The 16,644-nt window shown below is 63.3% G+C and carries 13 protein-coding genes and 1 tRNA gene; 6 read left to right on the top strand and 8 right to left on the bottom strand.

Annotated features, from left to right (window positions below; all coding sequences use genetic code 11):
- Positions 1-26: 26 nt before the first annotated feature.
- A complete protein-coding gene (locus VCK47_RS15015) occupies positions 27-224 on the top strand; it encodes a CsbD family protein (protein ID WP_322890079.1) in 198 nt (65 codons plus the stop codon).
- A 100-nt stretch (positions 225-324) separates the two neighbouring features.
- On the opposite strand, the gene VCK47_RS15010 is transcribed toward VCK47_RS15015, so the two are convergent.
- From VCK47_RS15010 to VCK47_RS14995, 4 genes are all read right to left on the bottom strand, one after another.
- A complete protein-coding gene (locus VCK47_RS15010) occupies positions 325-1,008 on the bottom strand; it encodes a DUF1236 domain-containing protein (protein WP_322890080.1) in 684 nt (227 codons plus the stop codon).
- A 147-nt stretch (positions 1,009-1,155) separates the two neighbouring features.
- A tRNA-Leu gene (locus tag VCK47_RS15005) sits at positions 1,156-1,241 on the bottom strand.
- Between the two features lie 54 nt (positions 1,242-1,295).
- On the bottom strand, positions 1,296-1,835 hold the full coding sequence (locus VCK47_RS15000; protein ID WP_322890081.1) for a tetratricopeptide repeat protein: 540 nt from the start codon (positions 1,833-1,835) through the stop codon (positions 1,296-1,298).
- 40 nt (positions 1,836-1,875) lie between these two features.
- A complete protein-coding gene (locus VCK47_RS14995) occupies positions 1,876-2,367 on the bottom strand; it encodes an Lrp/AsnC family transcriptional regulator (RefSeq protein WP_322890082.1) in 492 nt (163 codons plus the stop codon).
- 104 nt (positions 2,368-2,471) lie between these two features.
- Here VCK47_RS14995 and putA point away from each other — a divergent pair, with 104 nt between their 5' ends.
- Positions 2,472-5,945 carry a bifunctional proline dehydrogenase/L-glutamate gamma-semialdehyde dehydrogenase PutA gene (gene putA, locus VCK47_RS14990; protein WP_322890083.1) on the top strand — a complete coding sequence of 1,158 codons (3,474 nt, stop codon included), beginning with the start codon at positions 2,472-2,474 and terminating at the stop codon, positions 5,943-5,945.
- Positions 5,946-5,979: 34 nt separating this feature from the next.
- Positions 5,980-6,714: a rhomboid family intramembrane serine protease gene (locus VCK47_RS14985; protein WP_322890682.1), complete on the top strand. Its 735-nt coding sequence runs from the start codon at positions 5,980-5,982 to the stop codon at positions 6,712-6,714.
- Between the two features lie 96 nt (positions 6,715-6,810).
- On the opposite strand, the gene VCK47_RS14980 is transcribed toward VCK47_RS14985, so the two are convergent.
- Positions 6,811-7,599 (bottom strand): inositol monophosphatase family protein, encoded by a 789-nt coding sequence (locus VCK47_RS14980; protein WP_322890084.1) that lies wholly within the window; start codon positions 7,597-7,599, stop codon positions 6,811-6,813.
- Between the two features lie 65 nt (positions 7,600-7,664).
- On the bottom strand, positions 7,665-8,570 hold the full coding sequence (locus tag VCK47_RS14975) for a LysR family transcriptional regulator (RefSeq protein WP_026352292.1): 906 nt from the start codon (positions 8,568-8,570) through the stop codon (positions 7,665-7,667).
- 91 nt (positions 8,571-8,661) lie between these two features.
- Here VCK47_RS14975 and metF point away from each other — a divergent pair, with 91 nt between their 5' ends.
- Both metF and VCK47_RS14965 read left to right on the top strand, forming a co-directional pair.
- Positions 8,662-9,528 (top strand): methylenetetrahydrofolate reductase [NAD(P)H], encoded by an 867-nt coding sequence (gene metF, locus VCK47_RS14970; protein ID WP_322890085.1) that lies wholly within the window; start codon positions 8,662-8,664, stop codon positions 9,526-9,528.
- A gap of 35 nt (positions 9,529-9,563) precedes the next feature.
- Positions 9,564-10,049: a PaaI family thioesterase gene (locus VCK47_RS14965; protein ID WP_322890086.1), complete on the top strand. Its 486-nt coding sequence runs from the start codon at positions 9,564-9,566 to the stop codon at positions 10,047-10,049.
- On the opposite strand, the gene VCK47_RS14960 is transcribed toward VCK47_RS14965, so the two are convergent.
- Both VCK47_RS14960 and VCK47_RS14955 read right to left on the bottom strand, forming a co-directional pair.
- Complete coding sequence (locus tag VCK47_RS14960; protein WP_322890087.1) at positions 10,011-11,078, bottom strand: DUF2235 domain-containing protein; 1,068 nt, start codon at positions 11,076-11,078, stop codon at positions 10,011-10,013. The two genes, VCK47_RS14965 and VCK47_RS14960, sit on opposite strands and share 39 nt — an antisense overlap.
- Positions 11,065-13,365 carry a xanthine dehydrogenase family protein molybdopterin-binding subunit gene (locus tag VCK47_RS14955; protein WP_322890088.1) on the bottom strand — a complete coding sequence of 767 codons (2,301 nt, stop codon included), beginning with the start codon at positions 13,363-13,365 and terminating at the stop codon, positions 11,065-11,067. The genes VCK47_RS14960 and VCK47_RS14955 overlap by 14 nt, the downstream gene beginning before the upstream one ends.
- Before the next feature lie 126 nt (positions 13,366-13,491).
- On the opposite strand from VCK47_RS14955, the gene VCK47_RS14950 reads away from it, so the two are divergent.
- Positions 13,492-16,635 carry a valine--tRNA ligase gene (locus VCK47_RS14950; protein WP_322890089.1) on the top strand — a complete coding sequence of 1,048 codons (3,144 nt, stop codon included), beginning with the start codon at positions 13,492-13,494 and terminating at the stop codon, positions 16,633-16,635.
- Positions 16,636-16,644: the final 9 nt, after the last annotated feature.

The following is a 16,644-nucleotide window of genomic DNA, read 5'->3' as shown; positions in this document are numbered from 1 at the left end:
TTATTCAAACGACAAAGGAGATCCACATGAACTGGGATATCGTCAAAGGCAAATGGAAGCAGATGAGCGGCAGCGCCAAGGAAAAATGGGGCGATCTGACCGACGACGACCTGCAACAGATCGACGGACAGCGTGATCAGCTGGTCGGCAAGGTGCAGGAAAAGTACGGTTTGGCCAAAGACGAGGCCGAACGTCAGGTCGACGATTGGGCAAGCAAGACCTGATCTGCTACCAGGTGAATAGAAAAAGCGGTCGCCAATGGCGGCCGCTTTTTTCGTTCAGGCAGGCACGAAAAGCCCCGCGTGATGCGCGGGGCCCTTTCGTTCAACGGATAACGCGGACGATGGTGCCGGTTTCGGCATCAACCAGCACAAGCTGGTTGTTCACGTTCAGATAGCGGAATTCCGGCTGCGTCGGGACGTCATACATGACGACCTCGGCAGGAACGCCCGCACCGACAGCGACTTCACCGTTCAGATAGATCGTCTCGACCGGATTGGCCGAGACGAAGACCAGCGTTTCCTCGGACGGCTCGACAGCGGAAACCGCAACCGCGGTCCCCAGCATCCCGCCGACGATCACACCCCCAACAGGGCCACCGGCGGCGAAGGCAATCAACGACCCGAGCGTCGCGCCGACAGCGGCGGCCGTGTTCTGGTCGGTCTGGGTTGCATCGTCATCCGGCACGGTGACGGTGGAAAGCGTCAGTGTACCCGGGCGATTGATCAGAGCGACGGGTGTCGCGTCTTCCTCGACATAGAGATATTCTGCCGAGGCCCAGGCTGTCTGGCCGTCGAAACTGATCTGGCACCATGTGACGTCTTCCAGACAGCCTTCGATCACGACGGTCTGGTTCAGCTCCAGCACGCCAACGGATGGCGCGAATTCGCTTGGGGTCACGCGGGCCGAGATTTCGGCGCCAGCGCGGGCTTCTGTCGATTGGGCGAATGATGGCATGGCAGCGGTCAACGCGATCGCCGAAGCGATACCAAATGGCAAGATTTTCATGGAATAGTCCTTTCGCTCCGCCAAACGCTTGCCTGATGTTCAGGAGCTGTCCAGCGGGTACAGATCGACCCTAACCGATCCAGCCCTGCGCGGAACATCTATTGCGCAGGCTGGGCTGCAATCCGCTCGTGATATAGATCAGTTTGCTGGTGCCCGCGGCCGGACTCGAACCGGCACGGCCTTGCGGCCAAGAGATTTTAAGTCTCCGATGTCTACCATTCCACCACGCGGGCAAGCGGGGCGCGTGGTGCTTTCCTAAGCAAGGCCGCAGGCGGCGGCAAGCCGGATCACAACTCCACCCCCGGCGGTGTCACCAAAAGCGCGCGTTCCTGTAGCCAGGGGTTCAGCGCGACGGCGGCGCGCAGCACCTCCTGCGCCTGTGCATCACGGCCCAGACCCATCAGCGTCAATGCCTTGCCCGACAGGGCCGCGACATGCAGTGGATTGATCGCCAGAGCAGCGTCCAGATCGTCCAGCGCGCCTGCGAAATCCCCTTGCAGATAGTGCGCGAAGGCGCGCTGGTTGTAACCCTCGGCGTAGTCGGGGCAATAGGCGATCAGAGCGTCGAATTTGGTCACAGCGATGCCGGGTGCACCGTCCGTCAAAAGGTCCATCCCGTCAACGAGCAGGGTTTTGGCCGCAGCATCGGGCGCATCGGTCCAAAGCCGCCACAGACCTTGGGTCAGTGGTGCCGCCTCTGCCTGTGTACGAGCCTTGCCCAGTTCCGCGATGATGCGCGCCTGTTCGGCACCATGGTCAGGGGCGGCGGGACAGGTCTCTGCCACCACGGATGTCGCGAAGCACATAAGGCATAAGATCAAGCGCATGTGGATGACCTGTACCGATCCGCCACCGCGTCAAGCGGCGCTATGCCTCGGGGCCGGGGGCGACGGGCGACACGCCTTCTTCCTTGACCGTCTGCATCGCCACATAGGTCGAGGTGTTGGACACATGCGGCAATGTCGAAATCTTCTCGGCCAGCACCGCGCGATAGCCGGTCATCCCCGCCGTGCGCACCTTGAGCAGATAATCAAAGGCGCCCGCGATCAGGTGGCATTGCTCGACCTCGGGGATACGCAGCACGGCGGCATTGAAGGCGGCCAGCGCCTTTTCGCGGGTATCGGACAGACGGACTTCGACAAAAGCCACATGGTCACGGTCCAGCCGGATCGGATCGTAAAGCGCGCGATAACCGCGGATCACGCCGGTTTCCTCGAGCCTGCGCAAGCGTGCCTGCGTGGGCGATTTCGACAGCCCGATCCTGCGCGCAAGGTCGGTGATGCTGATGCGCCCTTCCACGGCAAGCACGTCAAGGATCTTTCGGTCGAATTTATCCAGTTCGCCATTCTTTTCGGTCATGATGGTCGCGCCTTTTCATCACTCTGTCCTGCGGATCGCGCATTAGCAGGCCAATCGCCTTTTCGCAATCGGCTATGATAGGCCATCTGGATAAGGATTCCGCCATGCCCCGTGATACCCCTCTCAATCTGCGCGACGCCATCGACGCCGCGATCTACAGCGACGAATCCGCCGCTGTCGCAGCCTTGGTCGAAACGGCGGCCTTGTCCGACACCGACCGCGCCCGCATCTGCGACCGCGCGGCTGCCCTTGTCACCCAGATCCGGACCAGCGCCGATCCGGGCCTGATGGAGGTTTTCCTTGCGGAATACGGCCTGTCGACCGACGAAGGCATCGCGCTGATGTGTCTGGCCGAGGCGCTGCTGCGCGTGCCTGACGCCGACACGATGGACGACCTGATCGAGGACAAGATCGCGCCCTCCGACTGGGGCAAGCATCTGGGACATTCGGCGTCGTCGCTGGTGAACGCCTCGACCTGGGCGCTGATGCTGACAGGCCGCGTGCTTGACGATGAAAAACCGGGGATCACGCGGCACCTGCGGTCTGCGGTCAAACGGCTGGGCGAACCGGTGATCCGCACCGCCGTGGCGCGCGCGATGCGCGAAATGGGCCGCCAGTTCGTGCTGGGGGAGACGATTCAAAAGGCGATGAAACGCGCCACCGGCATGCAGGCCAAGGGTTTCACCTACAGCTATGACATGCTGGGCGAGGCCGCACGGACCGAAGCCGACGCCAAACATTACCACCTTGCCTATTCCCGCGCGATTTCGGCCATTGCCGATCATTGCGTGCATGGCTCGGTTGCGGAAAACCCCGGCATTTCCGTCAAACTCTCGGCCCTGCATCCCCGCTATGAAGTCGCGCAACAGGCGCGTGTGATGGACGAACTGGTGCCGCGCGTGCGCGCCCTTGCGCTGCTTGCGAAATCCGCCGGCATGGGTTTCAACATCGACGCGGAAGAGGCCGACAGGCTGGCGCTGTCGCTCGACGTGATCGCCGCCGTGCTCGCCGATCCCGCGCTGGCGAAATGGGACGGGTTCGGCGTGGTTGTGCAGGCCTACGGACAGCGCGCGCCCTTGGTGATCGACCAGCTTTACCGGATGGCCAGCGATCTTGACCGCAAGATCATGGTGCGGCTCGTGAAAGGCGCCTATTGGGACGCCGAGATCAAACGCGCGCAGGTGCAGGGCATCGACGGGTTCCCCGTTTTCACCGCCAAACAACACACCGACATCAGCTATATCGCCAATGCGCGCAAACTGCTGGGCCTGACCGACCGGATTTATCCGCAATTCGCCACCCACAACGCCCATACCGTCGCCGCCGTGCTGGACTTGGCCGCCCAGATGGGGCGCGGCAAGGACACATTCGAATTCCAGCGCCTGCACGGGATGGGCGAGACCCTGCATACCATCGTGCTGAACGCCGAGAACACACGCTGCCGGATCTACGCCCCCGTTGGCGCGCATGAGGATCTGCTCGCCTATCTCGTCCGCCGCCTGCTGGAAAACGGGGCCAATTCCAGCTTCGTCAACCAGATCGTGGACGAATCCGTCCCCGCAAGCGTGGTCGCCGCCTGCCCGTTCGACGCCGCTGGCCTGCGCCCCGACCTGCCCACAGGCCCCGCGCTTTTCGCGCCCGCGCGGGTTAATTCCAAAGGCTGGGACCTGACGCACCAACCCACGCTCGACACCATCGACAAGGCCCGCGCGCCCTTGCATGACGCGGGCTTCATCGCAGGCCCCCTGACATCTTCCGAGCCCAAATATCCCCGCCGGAGGCAAGAAAGTTCTTCTCCCGTCATCAACCCCGCGCTGCCCGCCGATATCGTGGGGCAAGTGACCCCCGCCACCCCCGACGACGTGGCCGATGCACTGGCGGGTGCCGCGATCTGGACCGCCGACCACGCCACCCGCGCGCAGGTCCTGCGCAAAGCCGCCGATGCGCTTGAGTCCGATGCCGACACGCTCTTCGCCCTTCTTGCGCGCGAGGCGGGCAAGACCCTGCCCGATGCCGTGGCCGAATTGCGCGAGGCGGTGGATTTCCTGCGCTACTACGCCACCCAAGCCACCGCTGACATGCAGGCGCGCGGCATCTGGACCTGCATCAGCCCGTGGAACTTCCCGCTCGCGATCTTTCTGGGGCAGGTCTCGGCCGCCTTGGCCGCAGGCAATGCGGTCATCGCCAAACCCGCCGAACAGACGCCACTTGTGGCTTTCCGCGCGGTGCAAATCCTGCATGATGCAGGCGTGCCGGTCACAGCACTGCAATTCCTGCCCGGCGGCGGCGATGTGGGCGCGGCCCTGACCGCCGATGCGCGCATCAGCGGCGTGGCCTTCACCGGCTCGACCGGCACGGCGCTCAAAATCCGCGCCAGCATGGCCGCCCATTGCGCCCCCGGCACGCCGCTGATCGCCGAAACCGGCGGGCTGAACGCGATGATCGTGGACAGCACCGCGCTGCCCGAACATGCCGTGCGCGATATCGTCAACGGCGCTTTCCGGTCTGCCGGACAACGCTGCTCTGCCCTGCGCTGTCTTTATGTGCAGACCGATATCGCCGACAAACTGCTGACCATGCTCAAAGGTGCGATGGACGAGCTGACCGTCGGCGACCCGTGGCACTTGTCCACCGATCTGGGACCGGTCATCGACGCCGCCGCGCACAAGACCATCGCCGACCATATCGCGCAGGCCCGCAGCGACGGGCGCATCCTGCACCAGATCAGCGCCCCGCAAGACGGGCATTTCATCGCCCCCACGGTGATCCGCGTGGCCGGCATCGCCCAGATGACACGCGAAATCTTCGGCCCCGTCCTGCATGTCGCGACCTTCGAGGCGCGCGACCTTGACCGCGTGATCGACGATATCAACGCCATGGGCTACGGGCTGACTTTCGGGCTGCACACACGGATCGACGACCGCGTGCAGACCGTGGTCGAGCGGATCGAGGCGGGCAATATCTATGTCAACCGCGACCAGATCGGCGCCGTCGTAGGCAGCCAGCCTTTCGGTGGCGAAGGTCTCTCCGGCACCGGACCCAAGGCGGGCGGACCGCATTACCTGCCCCGTTTCGCGGCGCCGCAAGCAGCGCAGGCGACCGGCACATGGGACGTCGCCGCCGATCCAGCCGCCCTGCAAAAGCGGCTGGCCGCAGCCCTCATGCCTGCCAGCCCCGCGCCGACCGACCTGCCCGGCCCGACTGGTGAATCCAACCGCCACGGGCTGCACCCGCGCGGTGCGATCCTCTGCATGGGTCCGGGACCAGAGGCGGCAGCCGCACAGGTGGCGGCCATCGCGACCTTGGGCGGTGTCGGGATCAGCGCGGACGGCGATCTGCCGCCTGATGCTTTGACCACGCTGGCACCCTTGTCAGGCGTCATCTGGTGGGGCGATGCCGACACCGCCCGCGCGCTGGAAACAGCGCTTGCGGCACGCGAGGGCAAGATCATCGCCTTGATCACCGGACAGCCCGACCGCGCGCATGCCTGCCATGAACGGCATGTCTGCATCGACACGACAGCGGCGGGCGGTAATGCCGCATTGCTGGCAGAGGTGGGCGGCCCCGCGCGCCCTTGACCGCAAGCGCAAAGGCAGGAAAGGTCGCGGCATGATGCTACCCATCCGCGACCACAACCCGTCCGAGGCCACGCCTTACGTCACGCTGACCCTGATCGGGGTTAATGTGCTGGTCTATCTTTGGGGGCTGGTGATGTTGCAGACCGATCTGCAGATCGGGCAGTTCTATTTCGACTATGCGCTGATCCCCGTCCTGCTGTCCGAAGGGCAGAACGCCAGCGCGCTTGTCACCTCCATCTTTCTGCATGGGGGATTCATGCATCTTGCAGGCAACATGCTGTTTCTCTGGATCTTCGGCGACAATCTGGAAGAGGAAATGGGCCACCTGCCCTTCCTCGCCTTCTATCTTGTCTGCGGCATCGGGGCGAGCCTTGCGCAATTCGTGGGTGATCCTTATTCGCAGGTCCCGATGGTCGGTGCATCAGGCGCCATCGCGGGCGTGATGGGCGGCTATCTGCTGCTGTTCCCCAAGGCGCGCGTCGATATCTTCATCTTTTTCGTGGTTTTCTTCCGCATCCTGCCGATCCCCGCATGGATCATGCTGGGCCTGTGGTTTGGCTTGCAGGTCTTTGGCGGGCTGGCGGTCGATACATCCGCGGGCGGCGTCGCCTATTGGGCGCATGCGGGCGGTTTCGCGCTGGGGCTGGCGCTGACTATCCCGCTCTGGCTGCGGCGCGGCGCGCAGAGTTACTGGCGGCGCACCGAAGGCCATCCCCCCCATCCCGAGGCGCAATACCGCCGCAGCAGCGTACCGGTCGTGCGCCGCTAGCATCTTCTTTTTTCCCCAAATACTCCGGGGTGAGCCCCGGACTTGATCCGGGGCGAGGGGCGGCGCCCCTGTCTGCGGCAAAGCCGCAGGCCGGTGCTACCCCTTGCGGATGACCTTGGCGAATGTCGCGAATATCGCCTCGTTCGCACAGATCACTTCGCCTGATCCGATGATATCGCCATCAGCCAGAAGCGGTTCCACGATCCCGCCTGCTTCGCGCACGATCACCAGACCGGCGGCCATGTCCCAGGATTTCAGCCCGCGTTCCCAGAACCCGTCATACCGCCCCGCCGCCACATAGGCGAGGTCGAGCGCTGCCGCCCCGAACCGGCGCACACCGGCGCAGGCAGGCAACAAGCGCGCAAGGTCCTGCAGGGTTTCGGGCAGATCGGCCCGACCTGCAAAGGGAAGGCCGGTTGCAAAAATGCTCTCGATCAGCTTGTGCCGGCCCGACACGCGCAACCGGCTTTCGTTCAGCCATGCGCCGCCGCCTTTTTCGGCATAGAACATCTCGTCCTTCACAGGATCATAGATCACGCCCGCGACGATCTGGCCCTTGTGTTCCAGCGCGATGCTGACCGCCCAATGCGGCAGGCCATGCAGGAAATTGGTGGTGCCATCGAGCGGGTCAACGATCCACCGGCGGGTCGGGTCCTCGCCCTCGATCTCGCGGCCTTCTTCGCCCAGAAAGCCGTAAGACGGACGGGCATGCAACAGATCCTCGCGGATCATCTGTTCTGCGGCGCGGTCAGCGCGGGTGACGAAATCGCCCGGGCCCTTGGTGCTGACCTGCAACTGCTCGACCTCGCCAAAGTCCTTGAGCAAGGCGCGCCCCGCCTTACGGGCGGTTTTCATCATCACGTTGAGATTTGCGCTGCCAGCCATCTGTCTTGCCTTTGGTTCGGGATCAAGGGCTGCCTATAGGCGGCAATGCGCATAAGGGCAAGGCATCAGCCGCGTTGCAGTTTCACCGCTTCCTGCCGCGCCAGCCGGATCAGATGCGCCATATAGGGGCGGCTGGTGTCGTCGCTACGGGTCGCGGCATAAAGCCTGCGGGTGATCCCCGCGCGCGTCAGTGGACGGGTGATGTAATCGGAATGGTACCGTACCTGCCGCACCACCCAATCGGGCAGCACCGCGACACCGCGATTGGACGCGACAAGCAGCAGGATCACGGCGGTCAGTTCCACCTGCCGCACCGCCGCCGGTTCCACCTTGGCGGGGGTCAGAAGTTGCGAAAAGATATCCAGCCGCGCGCGGTCCACCGGATAGGTGATCAGCGTCTGGCCACGGAAATCCTCGGCCTCAATCACGTCCTTGGCGGCCAGCGGATGCTGGGCGGCCGCCACGAAGACCGGTTCATAGTCAAAAAGCGGGGTGAAATCGGTTTCCGGCAGATCCTCGGGGTCGGAGGAGACGACCAGATCGACGTCCTCGCGCCGCAGCGCAGGCAATGCGTCAAAGGCCAGACCGGGGCGGATATCGACATCAACCTCGGGCCAGGCCTTGCGGAACTGTTCGAGCACCGGAAACAACCATTCGAAACAGGCGTGACATTCGATCGCAATGTGCAGCCGCCCCGCCTTGCCCGACACCAGCCCCGTAAACTCAGCCTCCAGGGCAGCGACCTGCGGCAGGATCGCCTCGGCCGCGGCGAGCATCTTCATCCCCGCCGCCGACAGGCGCAGGGGCTTGGACCGGCGCACGAACAATTCCACGCCCGCCTGATCCTCGATCCCCTTGATCTGGTGCGACAGGGCCGATTGCGTCATGTTCAACTGGTCTGCCGCGCGCGCCAGCCCGCCGGTGTCATGGATCGCCTTGATCGTGCGCAGGTGGCGGAATTCGATGTGCATGTGAATGTCCTTCATGAACTTAGTGAAGGTTATGAATTTGTCTCAACTCCATATTCATGACAGAATAGCAAGGCAAGCAAGAGGTATTGTCATGTCCACGCCCACCGTTTCCTTCGAATTCTTTCCGCCCAAATCGCTCGAAGGGTCGTTCCGGCTGTGGGATTGCGTCAATACGCTGGCCCCGCTGGACCCGACTTTCGTGTCGGTGACCTATGGCGCGGGCGGCACGACACGCCAGCTGACGCATGAAGCGGTCAGCACCATCCACCGCACCAGTGGATTGAACGTCGCAGCGCACCTCACCTGCGTCGATGCCACCCGCGCCGAAACGCTGGAAATCGCACATAATTACGCCGCAGCGGGCGTGCGCGAAATCGTGGCCCTGCGCGGCGATGCGCCCAAGGGGCAGGCCAAATTCACCGCCCATGCCGATGGTTTCGCAAGCTCTGTCGAGTTGATCGAGGCTTTGGCTGAAACGGGCCAGTTCACGATCCGCGTGGGTGCCTATCCTGAAAAGCACCCTGAAGCCGCCGATCAGGCCGCCGATATCGCCTTTCTCAAGGGCAAGATCGATGCCGGTGCCACATCCGCGATCACGCAGTTCTTTTTCGAGGCCGACACCTTTTTCCGGTTCCGCGATGCCTGCGCCAAGGCGGGAATCACCGCGCCGATCATTCCGGGCATTCTGCCGATCGAAAACTGGAACGGAACGCAGAAATTCTCGGCGCAATGCGGCACGCATATTCCGCAGGTGATCCGCGACGCCTTCACCAATGCCACCCGCGACGGCACGACCGACCTGCTGGCAACGGCGCTGGCGACCGAGCTGTGCGACGATCTGGTGCGGGGCGGGGTCGAGCATCTGCATTTCTACACGCTGAACCGGCCGGAACTGACGCGCGATGTGTGCCATGCTCTCGGTGTGACGCCCAAGGCGCGGTTGCAAAACGTCGCCTGACACGGCAGCTTGCGCCGAAAATCAAAGGCGCGCCGATGTTCATTGCAAAAACCCCAGCCGATCTGCCCGATTTGAACACCACCCTGTCCATGTCGGGCCTTGATTTCATGCAGGCCATGCAGCGCGGCGAGATCAGCCGCCCGCCCATTTCAGGCCTGATGAATTACCATCTGCACGAGGTCGCGGCAGGCCGTGTCACCTTTCGCGGCACGCCCGAATTCCAGCATGCCAACCCGATGGGCGGGGTGCATGGCGGCTGGTATGGCACATTGCTCGACAGTTGCATGGCCTGTGCGGTGATGACGCTGCTGCCCAAGGGGGCGGTCTATACAACGCTGGAATATAAGGTGAATCTGACCCGCGCGATCCCGCTGGGGATGGAAATCCTCGCCACCGGCTTCAGCGATCACGCCGGTCGCAGCACAGGTGTCGCCCATGGCGAGATCAGGGGTGCCGCCGATGGCAAGCTTTATGCCACCGGATCAACCACCTGCCTGATCATGCGACCGTCGCAGGAATGACCGCCGCTGCATGCGTTGCGCGATGCTGTCGTGCAGCCGTTCGGACGGATCGCGCCCGATCACCCGCCGCCTGCGCGCGATGAACAACCGCGCCCAGCCGTGCCAGTTCCCGATAGAGGGCGCATTCACATCCTGCGGAAACCTGTCGCGCCAGCCTGCGGGCAAAGGCACCTCGCAGGCCTCGAGCCGTTCGAGCATCCAGACCAGCGGGATATTCGCCAAAGGCCGCGCCGCCGGATAGGCCCGCACCTGCCCGCCGACATCGGCGTGGTTGCCGCGAAACCAGACCTGTTCGACATGGCCTTGCCAGCCCGGAGGGCAGGCCCACAGCACCGGCGTATAAGCGCGGCGGCGTTCATCGCGCGCCAATGCGTGAAAGCCGTGCAGCACATGCGGGCCCAGTTCGGCATTGTGGAACTTGTTCAAATCCTCGCCCCAGCGCCAGACAACAGGCAAGCGCAGGCCCAGCGCCTTGACGGTATCCCAGATCGCGACCGCCTCGATCTCTACTTCTGGGTGGCAATGCAGGCGGCGAAACGCGGCGGCGTATTTGCTGCGTCCGCCGGTGCGGTAATGCCGGTAGGCGAGCGTCACATTGCGTTCGGTGGCGCAATCGGCACGCACCAGCCCGACCATGCCGATGACCCCCGCAAGCGAGCGCACGGCGAAGGCGCCGCGCGAATAGCCGATCAGGACGATCCGGTCGCCGGGCCTATAGCGTGAAGCGATCACGCCGTAAGCGCGCCGGATCGTGCGGTTGATCCCGCGTCCGGTGATAACATCCCAGGTATTCGCCCAGTCGCGCCATTGGATCCCCGCCTCGTAATAGACGGTCATATTGGCGCCTTGGCTGACCTCGCGCAGCAGTTTGAAGGTCAGGCCCGCATTCGTTTCCGCCCCCGGTTCAAGCGAGGACATCGTCCCATCCATGATGATGACATGAATCGCCGGACCCCGATTGCGGATCGCGGCCTCTTCGGTGCGCGGTTTGCGCCCGAAAAGGCCAAAGACCCAGTCACGCAGTTGCATCGGCACCTTGGGCAGCCATGATCGCCTGCCAGACGCGATGCGGGGTGAAAGGCATATCGATTTCGGTGACGCCGACATCCTGTAGCGCGTCGATCACCGCGTTGCTGATCGCGGCCAGCGCGCCGACCGTCCCCGCCTCGCCACAGCCCTTCATGCCCATCGGGTTGTAAAGCGAAGGGGTGCATTCCGTGGCAAAGCCGATCATCGGCAGATCATCGGCGCGCGGCATGGCGTAGTCCATGAAACTGGCGGACAAGAGTTGCCCGTCTTCGTCGAACACCGCACGTTCGGTCAGCGCCTGCCCGATCCCTTGGGCCACGCCACCATGCACCTGCCCTTCGGCCAGCATCGGGTTGATGAGATTGCCGAAATCGTCAACGACCGTATAGCGGTCGACGGTCACGACACCGGTGGCGGGGTCGATTTCCACCTCGGCCACATGCGCGCCATTGGGAAAGCTGCGGTTGTCGAGCTTGATCGTCGCGGAATGGCGCAACAGATCGCTGCGCCCCGCAGCACGGGCCAGATCGGCAACCTCCAGCATGGTGGGGGTCAAGTTCGATCCGTTGATGCGAAAGCGTTCATCGTCAAAGCGGATCGCGGTTGCCGCGACCCCCTCTTGCTCCGCCAGAAACGCGGTAAAGGCATCACGGATCACATCCACCGCCGCCAGTGTCGCCGTGTTCTGCACCGTCACCGACCGCGACCCGCCCGTGCCGCCACCCGTCGGAATGCGGTCGCTGTCGCCTTGCACCACGGTGATCCGGTCGGCGGGAATACCGGTCTGATCGGCCAGAAACTGCGCATAGACGGTTTCATGCCCCTGCCCGTTCGACTGCGTGCCGACATAGATCAGCGCGCCACCATCGGTGAATTCGACGGCGGTGGTTTCATCGGGATCGCCAAGGATGCTTTCGATGTAATAACACAGGCCCTGCCCGCGCAGTTTGCCTTGCACGGCTGACGCCGCCTTGCGCGCGGCGAACCCGTCGCGGTCGGCGTTGCGGCCTGCCGTCTCCAGCACCCGCATGAAATCGCCCACGTCATAGGTCATGCCCGTGACAGTGGTATATGGAAACTGGTCCGGCCTGATGAAATTGCGCGCCCGCAGGTCCCAAGGATCGACGCCAAGCGCGCGCGCCGCGGCATCCATCGTCCGTTCCAGCACAAAGATCGCCTCTGGCCGTCCGGCCCCGCGATAGGCATCGACAGGCGTCGTATTGGTGTAAATCCCGCGCGTGCGCATGAAGGCCGTCTGCACGTCATAGGTGCCCATCAGCACCTTGGCGAAAAGCTCGGTCTGGATCGCTTGCGCGAATTGCGAATTATAGGCCCCCATATTGGCAATCGTATCAAGCCGATACGCCGTGATCCGATACTGAGCATCAAAGGCAAGTGTCGCGGTCGTGGTCAGGTCACGGCCTGCGTTGTCGGTCAGCATCGCCTCGGTGCGTTCCGACATCCAGCGCACGGGGCGGCCCAGCACACGCGCGGCATGGGCGACGCAGAAAGGTTCGGGATAGCGCATCCCCTTCATCCCGAAACCGCCGCCGACATCGGGTGTGGTGACGCGCACATCCGTGTCGTTCAGCCCGAAATGATGGATCAGATCGCGTTTGGTGGCCCAGACGCCCTGCCCGTTCACCGCGACATGCAGGCGGCCATCCGCGACCTCGGCAAAACAGCCGCGCGGTTCCATCGCGTTGACGATCACGCGGTTGTCGAACACCTGCGCCGTGACAACATGGGCGGCAGCGGCAATCGCGGCTTCGGTCGCCGCGGCATCGCCCAGCGCCCAGTCGAAAGCGAGGTTGTCAGGCGCTTCCGCATGGATCGCCTCGCCGCCGATCTCCAGCGCCACATGCACCGGCAGATCGCAGGTCTCGAGCAGGATCGCCTCTGCCGCGTCCCGTGCAGCTTGCAGGGTCTCGGCCACGATCATCGCAACAGGTTCGCCCACATGGCGCACGCGGCCTTGCGCCAAAATGGGGCGCATCGGGGCCGCAGCCCGCGTGCCGTCACTGTTGCGCAGGACCTTGCCCGCAAGCCCCATCCGCACCCCCGCCGCCACCAGATCATCCGCCGTCACGACCAAAGCCACCCCCGGCATGGCGCGGGCATCGGCAACATCCAGCGCCGTAATCGCCCCATGCGCCACAGGAGCGCGCAGGAAAAACGCATGCAAGGCACCGTCAGGCGCCACATCATCGACATAGCGCCCCGCCCCCGTCAGAAAGCGCAGATCCTCGATGCGTGTGACCGACTGGCTCTTGCCGAATTTTTCCATGCTCATCCCTTTGGCTCTCTTGCCCAGACCCTAGCGGGCCAAAGCCCCAAGTCCAGCCCGAACAAACCCTTTCCCTCATGCCGCACGCTTGGTATCTGGCGACAAGCCGAAAAAGGACCGCATGTCATGCCGATGGAAAAGACCTTCAACGCCGCCGAGGCCGAAGCCCGCCTTTACAAGATGTGGGAAGAGGCTGGCGCCTTCAAAGCCGGGGCCAATGCCAGCCGGGATGAGACGTTCTGCATCATGCTGCCGCCACCCAATGTGACGGGGCATCTGCATGTCGGCCACGCCTTCAACCACACGCTGATGGATATCCTGACACGCTGGAAACGGATGCAGGGGTTCGACACTTTGTGGCAGCCGGGGCTTGACCATGCGGGGATCGCGACACAGCTGATGGTCGAAAAGGAGCTTGCCGCCACGGGCCAGCCCAAGCGGGTCGAGATGGGGCGCGAGGCCTTCCTGAAAAAGGTCTGGGACTGGAAAGGCGACAAGGGCGGCGTGATCGAACAACAGGCGCGGCGCTTGGGCGACAGCATGGACTGGTCACGCTCGGCCTTCACCATGTCGGGGGCGGAATCTGCGCCCGCCACAGAACCTGCGGGCAATTTCCACGACGCCGTGATCCGCGTGTTCGTGGATATGTACAACAAGGGCCTGATCTATCGCGGCAAGCGGCTGGTCAACTGGGACCCGCATTTCGAGACCGCGATTTCCGACCTCGAGGTCGAGAATATCGAGGTCGACGGCCATATGTGGCATTTCAAATACCCGCTGGCGGGCGGCGAGACCTATGAATATGTCGAGAAGGACGAGGACGGCAACGTCACCCTGCGCGAGATGCGCGATTACATTTCCATCGCCACGACGCGGCCTGAAACGATGCTCGGCGATGGTGCTGTTGCCGTCCACAAGGATGACCCGCGCTATGCGCCCATCGTGGGCAAGCTGTGCGAAATCCCCGTCGGGCCAAAAGAACACCGCCGCCTGATCCCGATCATCACCGATCCCTATCCTGATCCGACCTTCGGGTCAGGTGCGGTCAAGATCACCGGCGCGCATGATTTCAACGACTACGAAGTCGCCAAGCGCAACAATATCCCAATGTATGCGCTGATGGACACACGCGGCCAGATGCGCGCCGACGGGCGACCCTATGCCGAAGAAGCGGCGATTGCGCAGGCGATCGCCAATGGCGAAGAAGCGTTCGATGAGGCGATGATCGCCGCGATGAACCTTGTCCCTGACGCCTATCGCGGGCTGGACCGGTTCGAGGCCCGCGCGCGCGTGGTGGCTGATGTGACGGCAGAGGGGTTGGCTGTGATGGTGTCCGCCCCGGCCCCCGAGCCGGGGCCTCAACCCGCTGCAGACGACGAGGTCCCGGATCAAGTCCGGGACGCGCCCACCATAATCCCCTTGGTCGAAGCCAAAAAGATCATGCAGCCTTTCGGCGACCGCTCGCGCGTGGTGATCGAGCCGATGCTGACCGACCAATGGTTCGTGGACACCGCCAAGATCGTCGGCCCCGCGCTGGAGGCGGTCAAGCAAGGCCGCACCAAGATCATCCCCGAAAGCGGCGAAAAGGTCTATTACCACTGGCTGGAGAATATCGAGCCTTGGTGCATTTCCCGCCAATTGTGGTGGGGGCACCAGATTCCGGTGTGGTATGGGCCAGCTATTCAATCAACTCAAGCTTCCGAAGGTAAGCCCGCTGGCGAAAGTGAAGATTGGAACAACCCAATCGCATTTTGCGCGCCATCATTTGCTGAGGCACGCAAAATCGCTCAGGAGTATTACACCTTAAACTCAAACTTCCCGCTGTACATAGCTCATGAAGCCCACAGCTTGGAGGAGGCCCAAGCTCTAGGCACAGGCCCGTTACTAGAAGTCATGCCGGACGACGAGTTAGGCCAAGCTCACGGTTTCAAAAAGCCGACAAAGATTGATGCAGTTTATCTCTACCGCGACCCCGACGTCCTCGACACATGGTTCTCCTCGGGTCTCTGGCCTTTCGGCACCCTCGGCTGGCCGAACGACGACCCTGCGATGAAATACTTCCCCGGTGACGTCCTCATCACAGGACAGGATATCCTGTTCTTCTGGGTCGCGCGGATGATGATGATGTCACAGGCCGTGCTGGAACAAGACCCGTTCCACACGATCTACCTGCACCAGCTTGTCCGCGACGCCAAGGGCGAGAAGATGTCGAAAACCAAGGGCAATGTCATCGACCCGCTCGACATGATCGACCAATATGGCGCGGATGCGCTGCGCTTCTCCAACGCGCAGATGGCGGCCATCGGCGGCGTGCTGAAAATCTCCGAGGACCGGATCAAGGGCTACCGCAATTTCGGCACGAAACTCTGGAACGCCTTCAGCTTTGCCGAGCATTACGCCATCCCCTATCCGGGCGATCCAGCACGGCCCGAGGCGACCCTGACGCTGAACAAATGGATCATCGGCGAAACGGGCCGCGTGCGCGAAACCGTGGATGCCGCGCTGCACGCCTATCGGTTCAACGATGCGGCGGATGCGCTTTACGCCTTCACTTGGGGCAAGGTCTGCGACTGGTATCTGGAATTCTCCAAACCGATCCTGCAGGGCGAGGACGCAACAGCCAAGACCGAGACGGAACAGACCCTGCGCTGGGTGCTGGATCAATGCCTGATCCTGCTGCACCCGATCATGCCCTTCATCACCGAAGAGCTTTGGGGGCTGGCGGACAATCGCGCCAAGATGCTCTGCCACGCCGACTGGCCGACCTACGGCAGCGAACTGGTCGATGCGGATGCCGACCGCGAAATGAACTGGGTGATCGCGCTCATCGACAACACCCGCTCCGCCCGCGCCCAGGTGCATGTGCCCGCAGGCGCACAGGTGCCGCTGTTGGTGACAGGGCTCGACGCCAAAGGCCAATCGGCATGGGACAATAACGCAGCCCTGATCCAGCGCCTTGCACGGATCGACAGCCTGACCCATGTGGATGCTTTCCCCAAAGGCTGCGTTACCATCCCGATGGAAGGCGGCACCTTCGGCCTCCCGCTCGCAGGCCTGATTGACGTCGCCGCCGAAATCGCGCGGCTGGAAAAGACATCCCAGAAACTCGCCAAGGAACTGGGCGGCTTGCGCGGGCGGCTGAACAACCCCGCCTTCGTGGCCTCCGCCCCCGATGACGTGGTGGCCGAAGCCCGCGCCAATCTGGCCTTGCGCGAAAACGAAGACACCCAAATCAAGGCCGCCATCGCGCGGCTACAGGAACTGGGCTAAACACTGGCG

The organism is Yoonia sp. 72, from assembly GCF_034652275.1.
Taxonomy (GTDB): domain Bacteria; phylum Pseudomonadota; class Alphaproteobacteria; order Rhodobacterales; family Rhodobacteraceae; genus Yoonia.
This window is presented reverse-complemented; position numbering and strand designations above follow the sequence as displayed.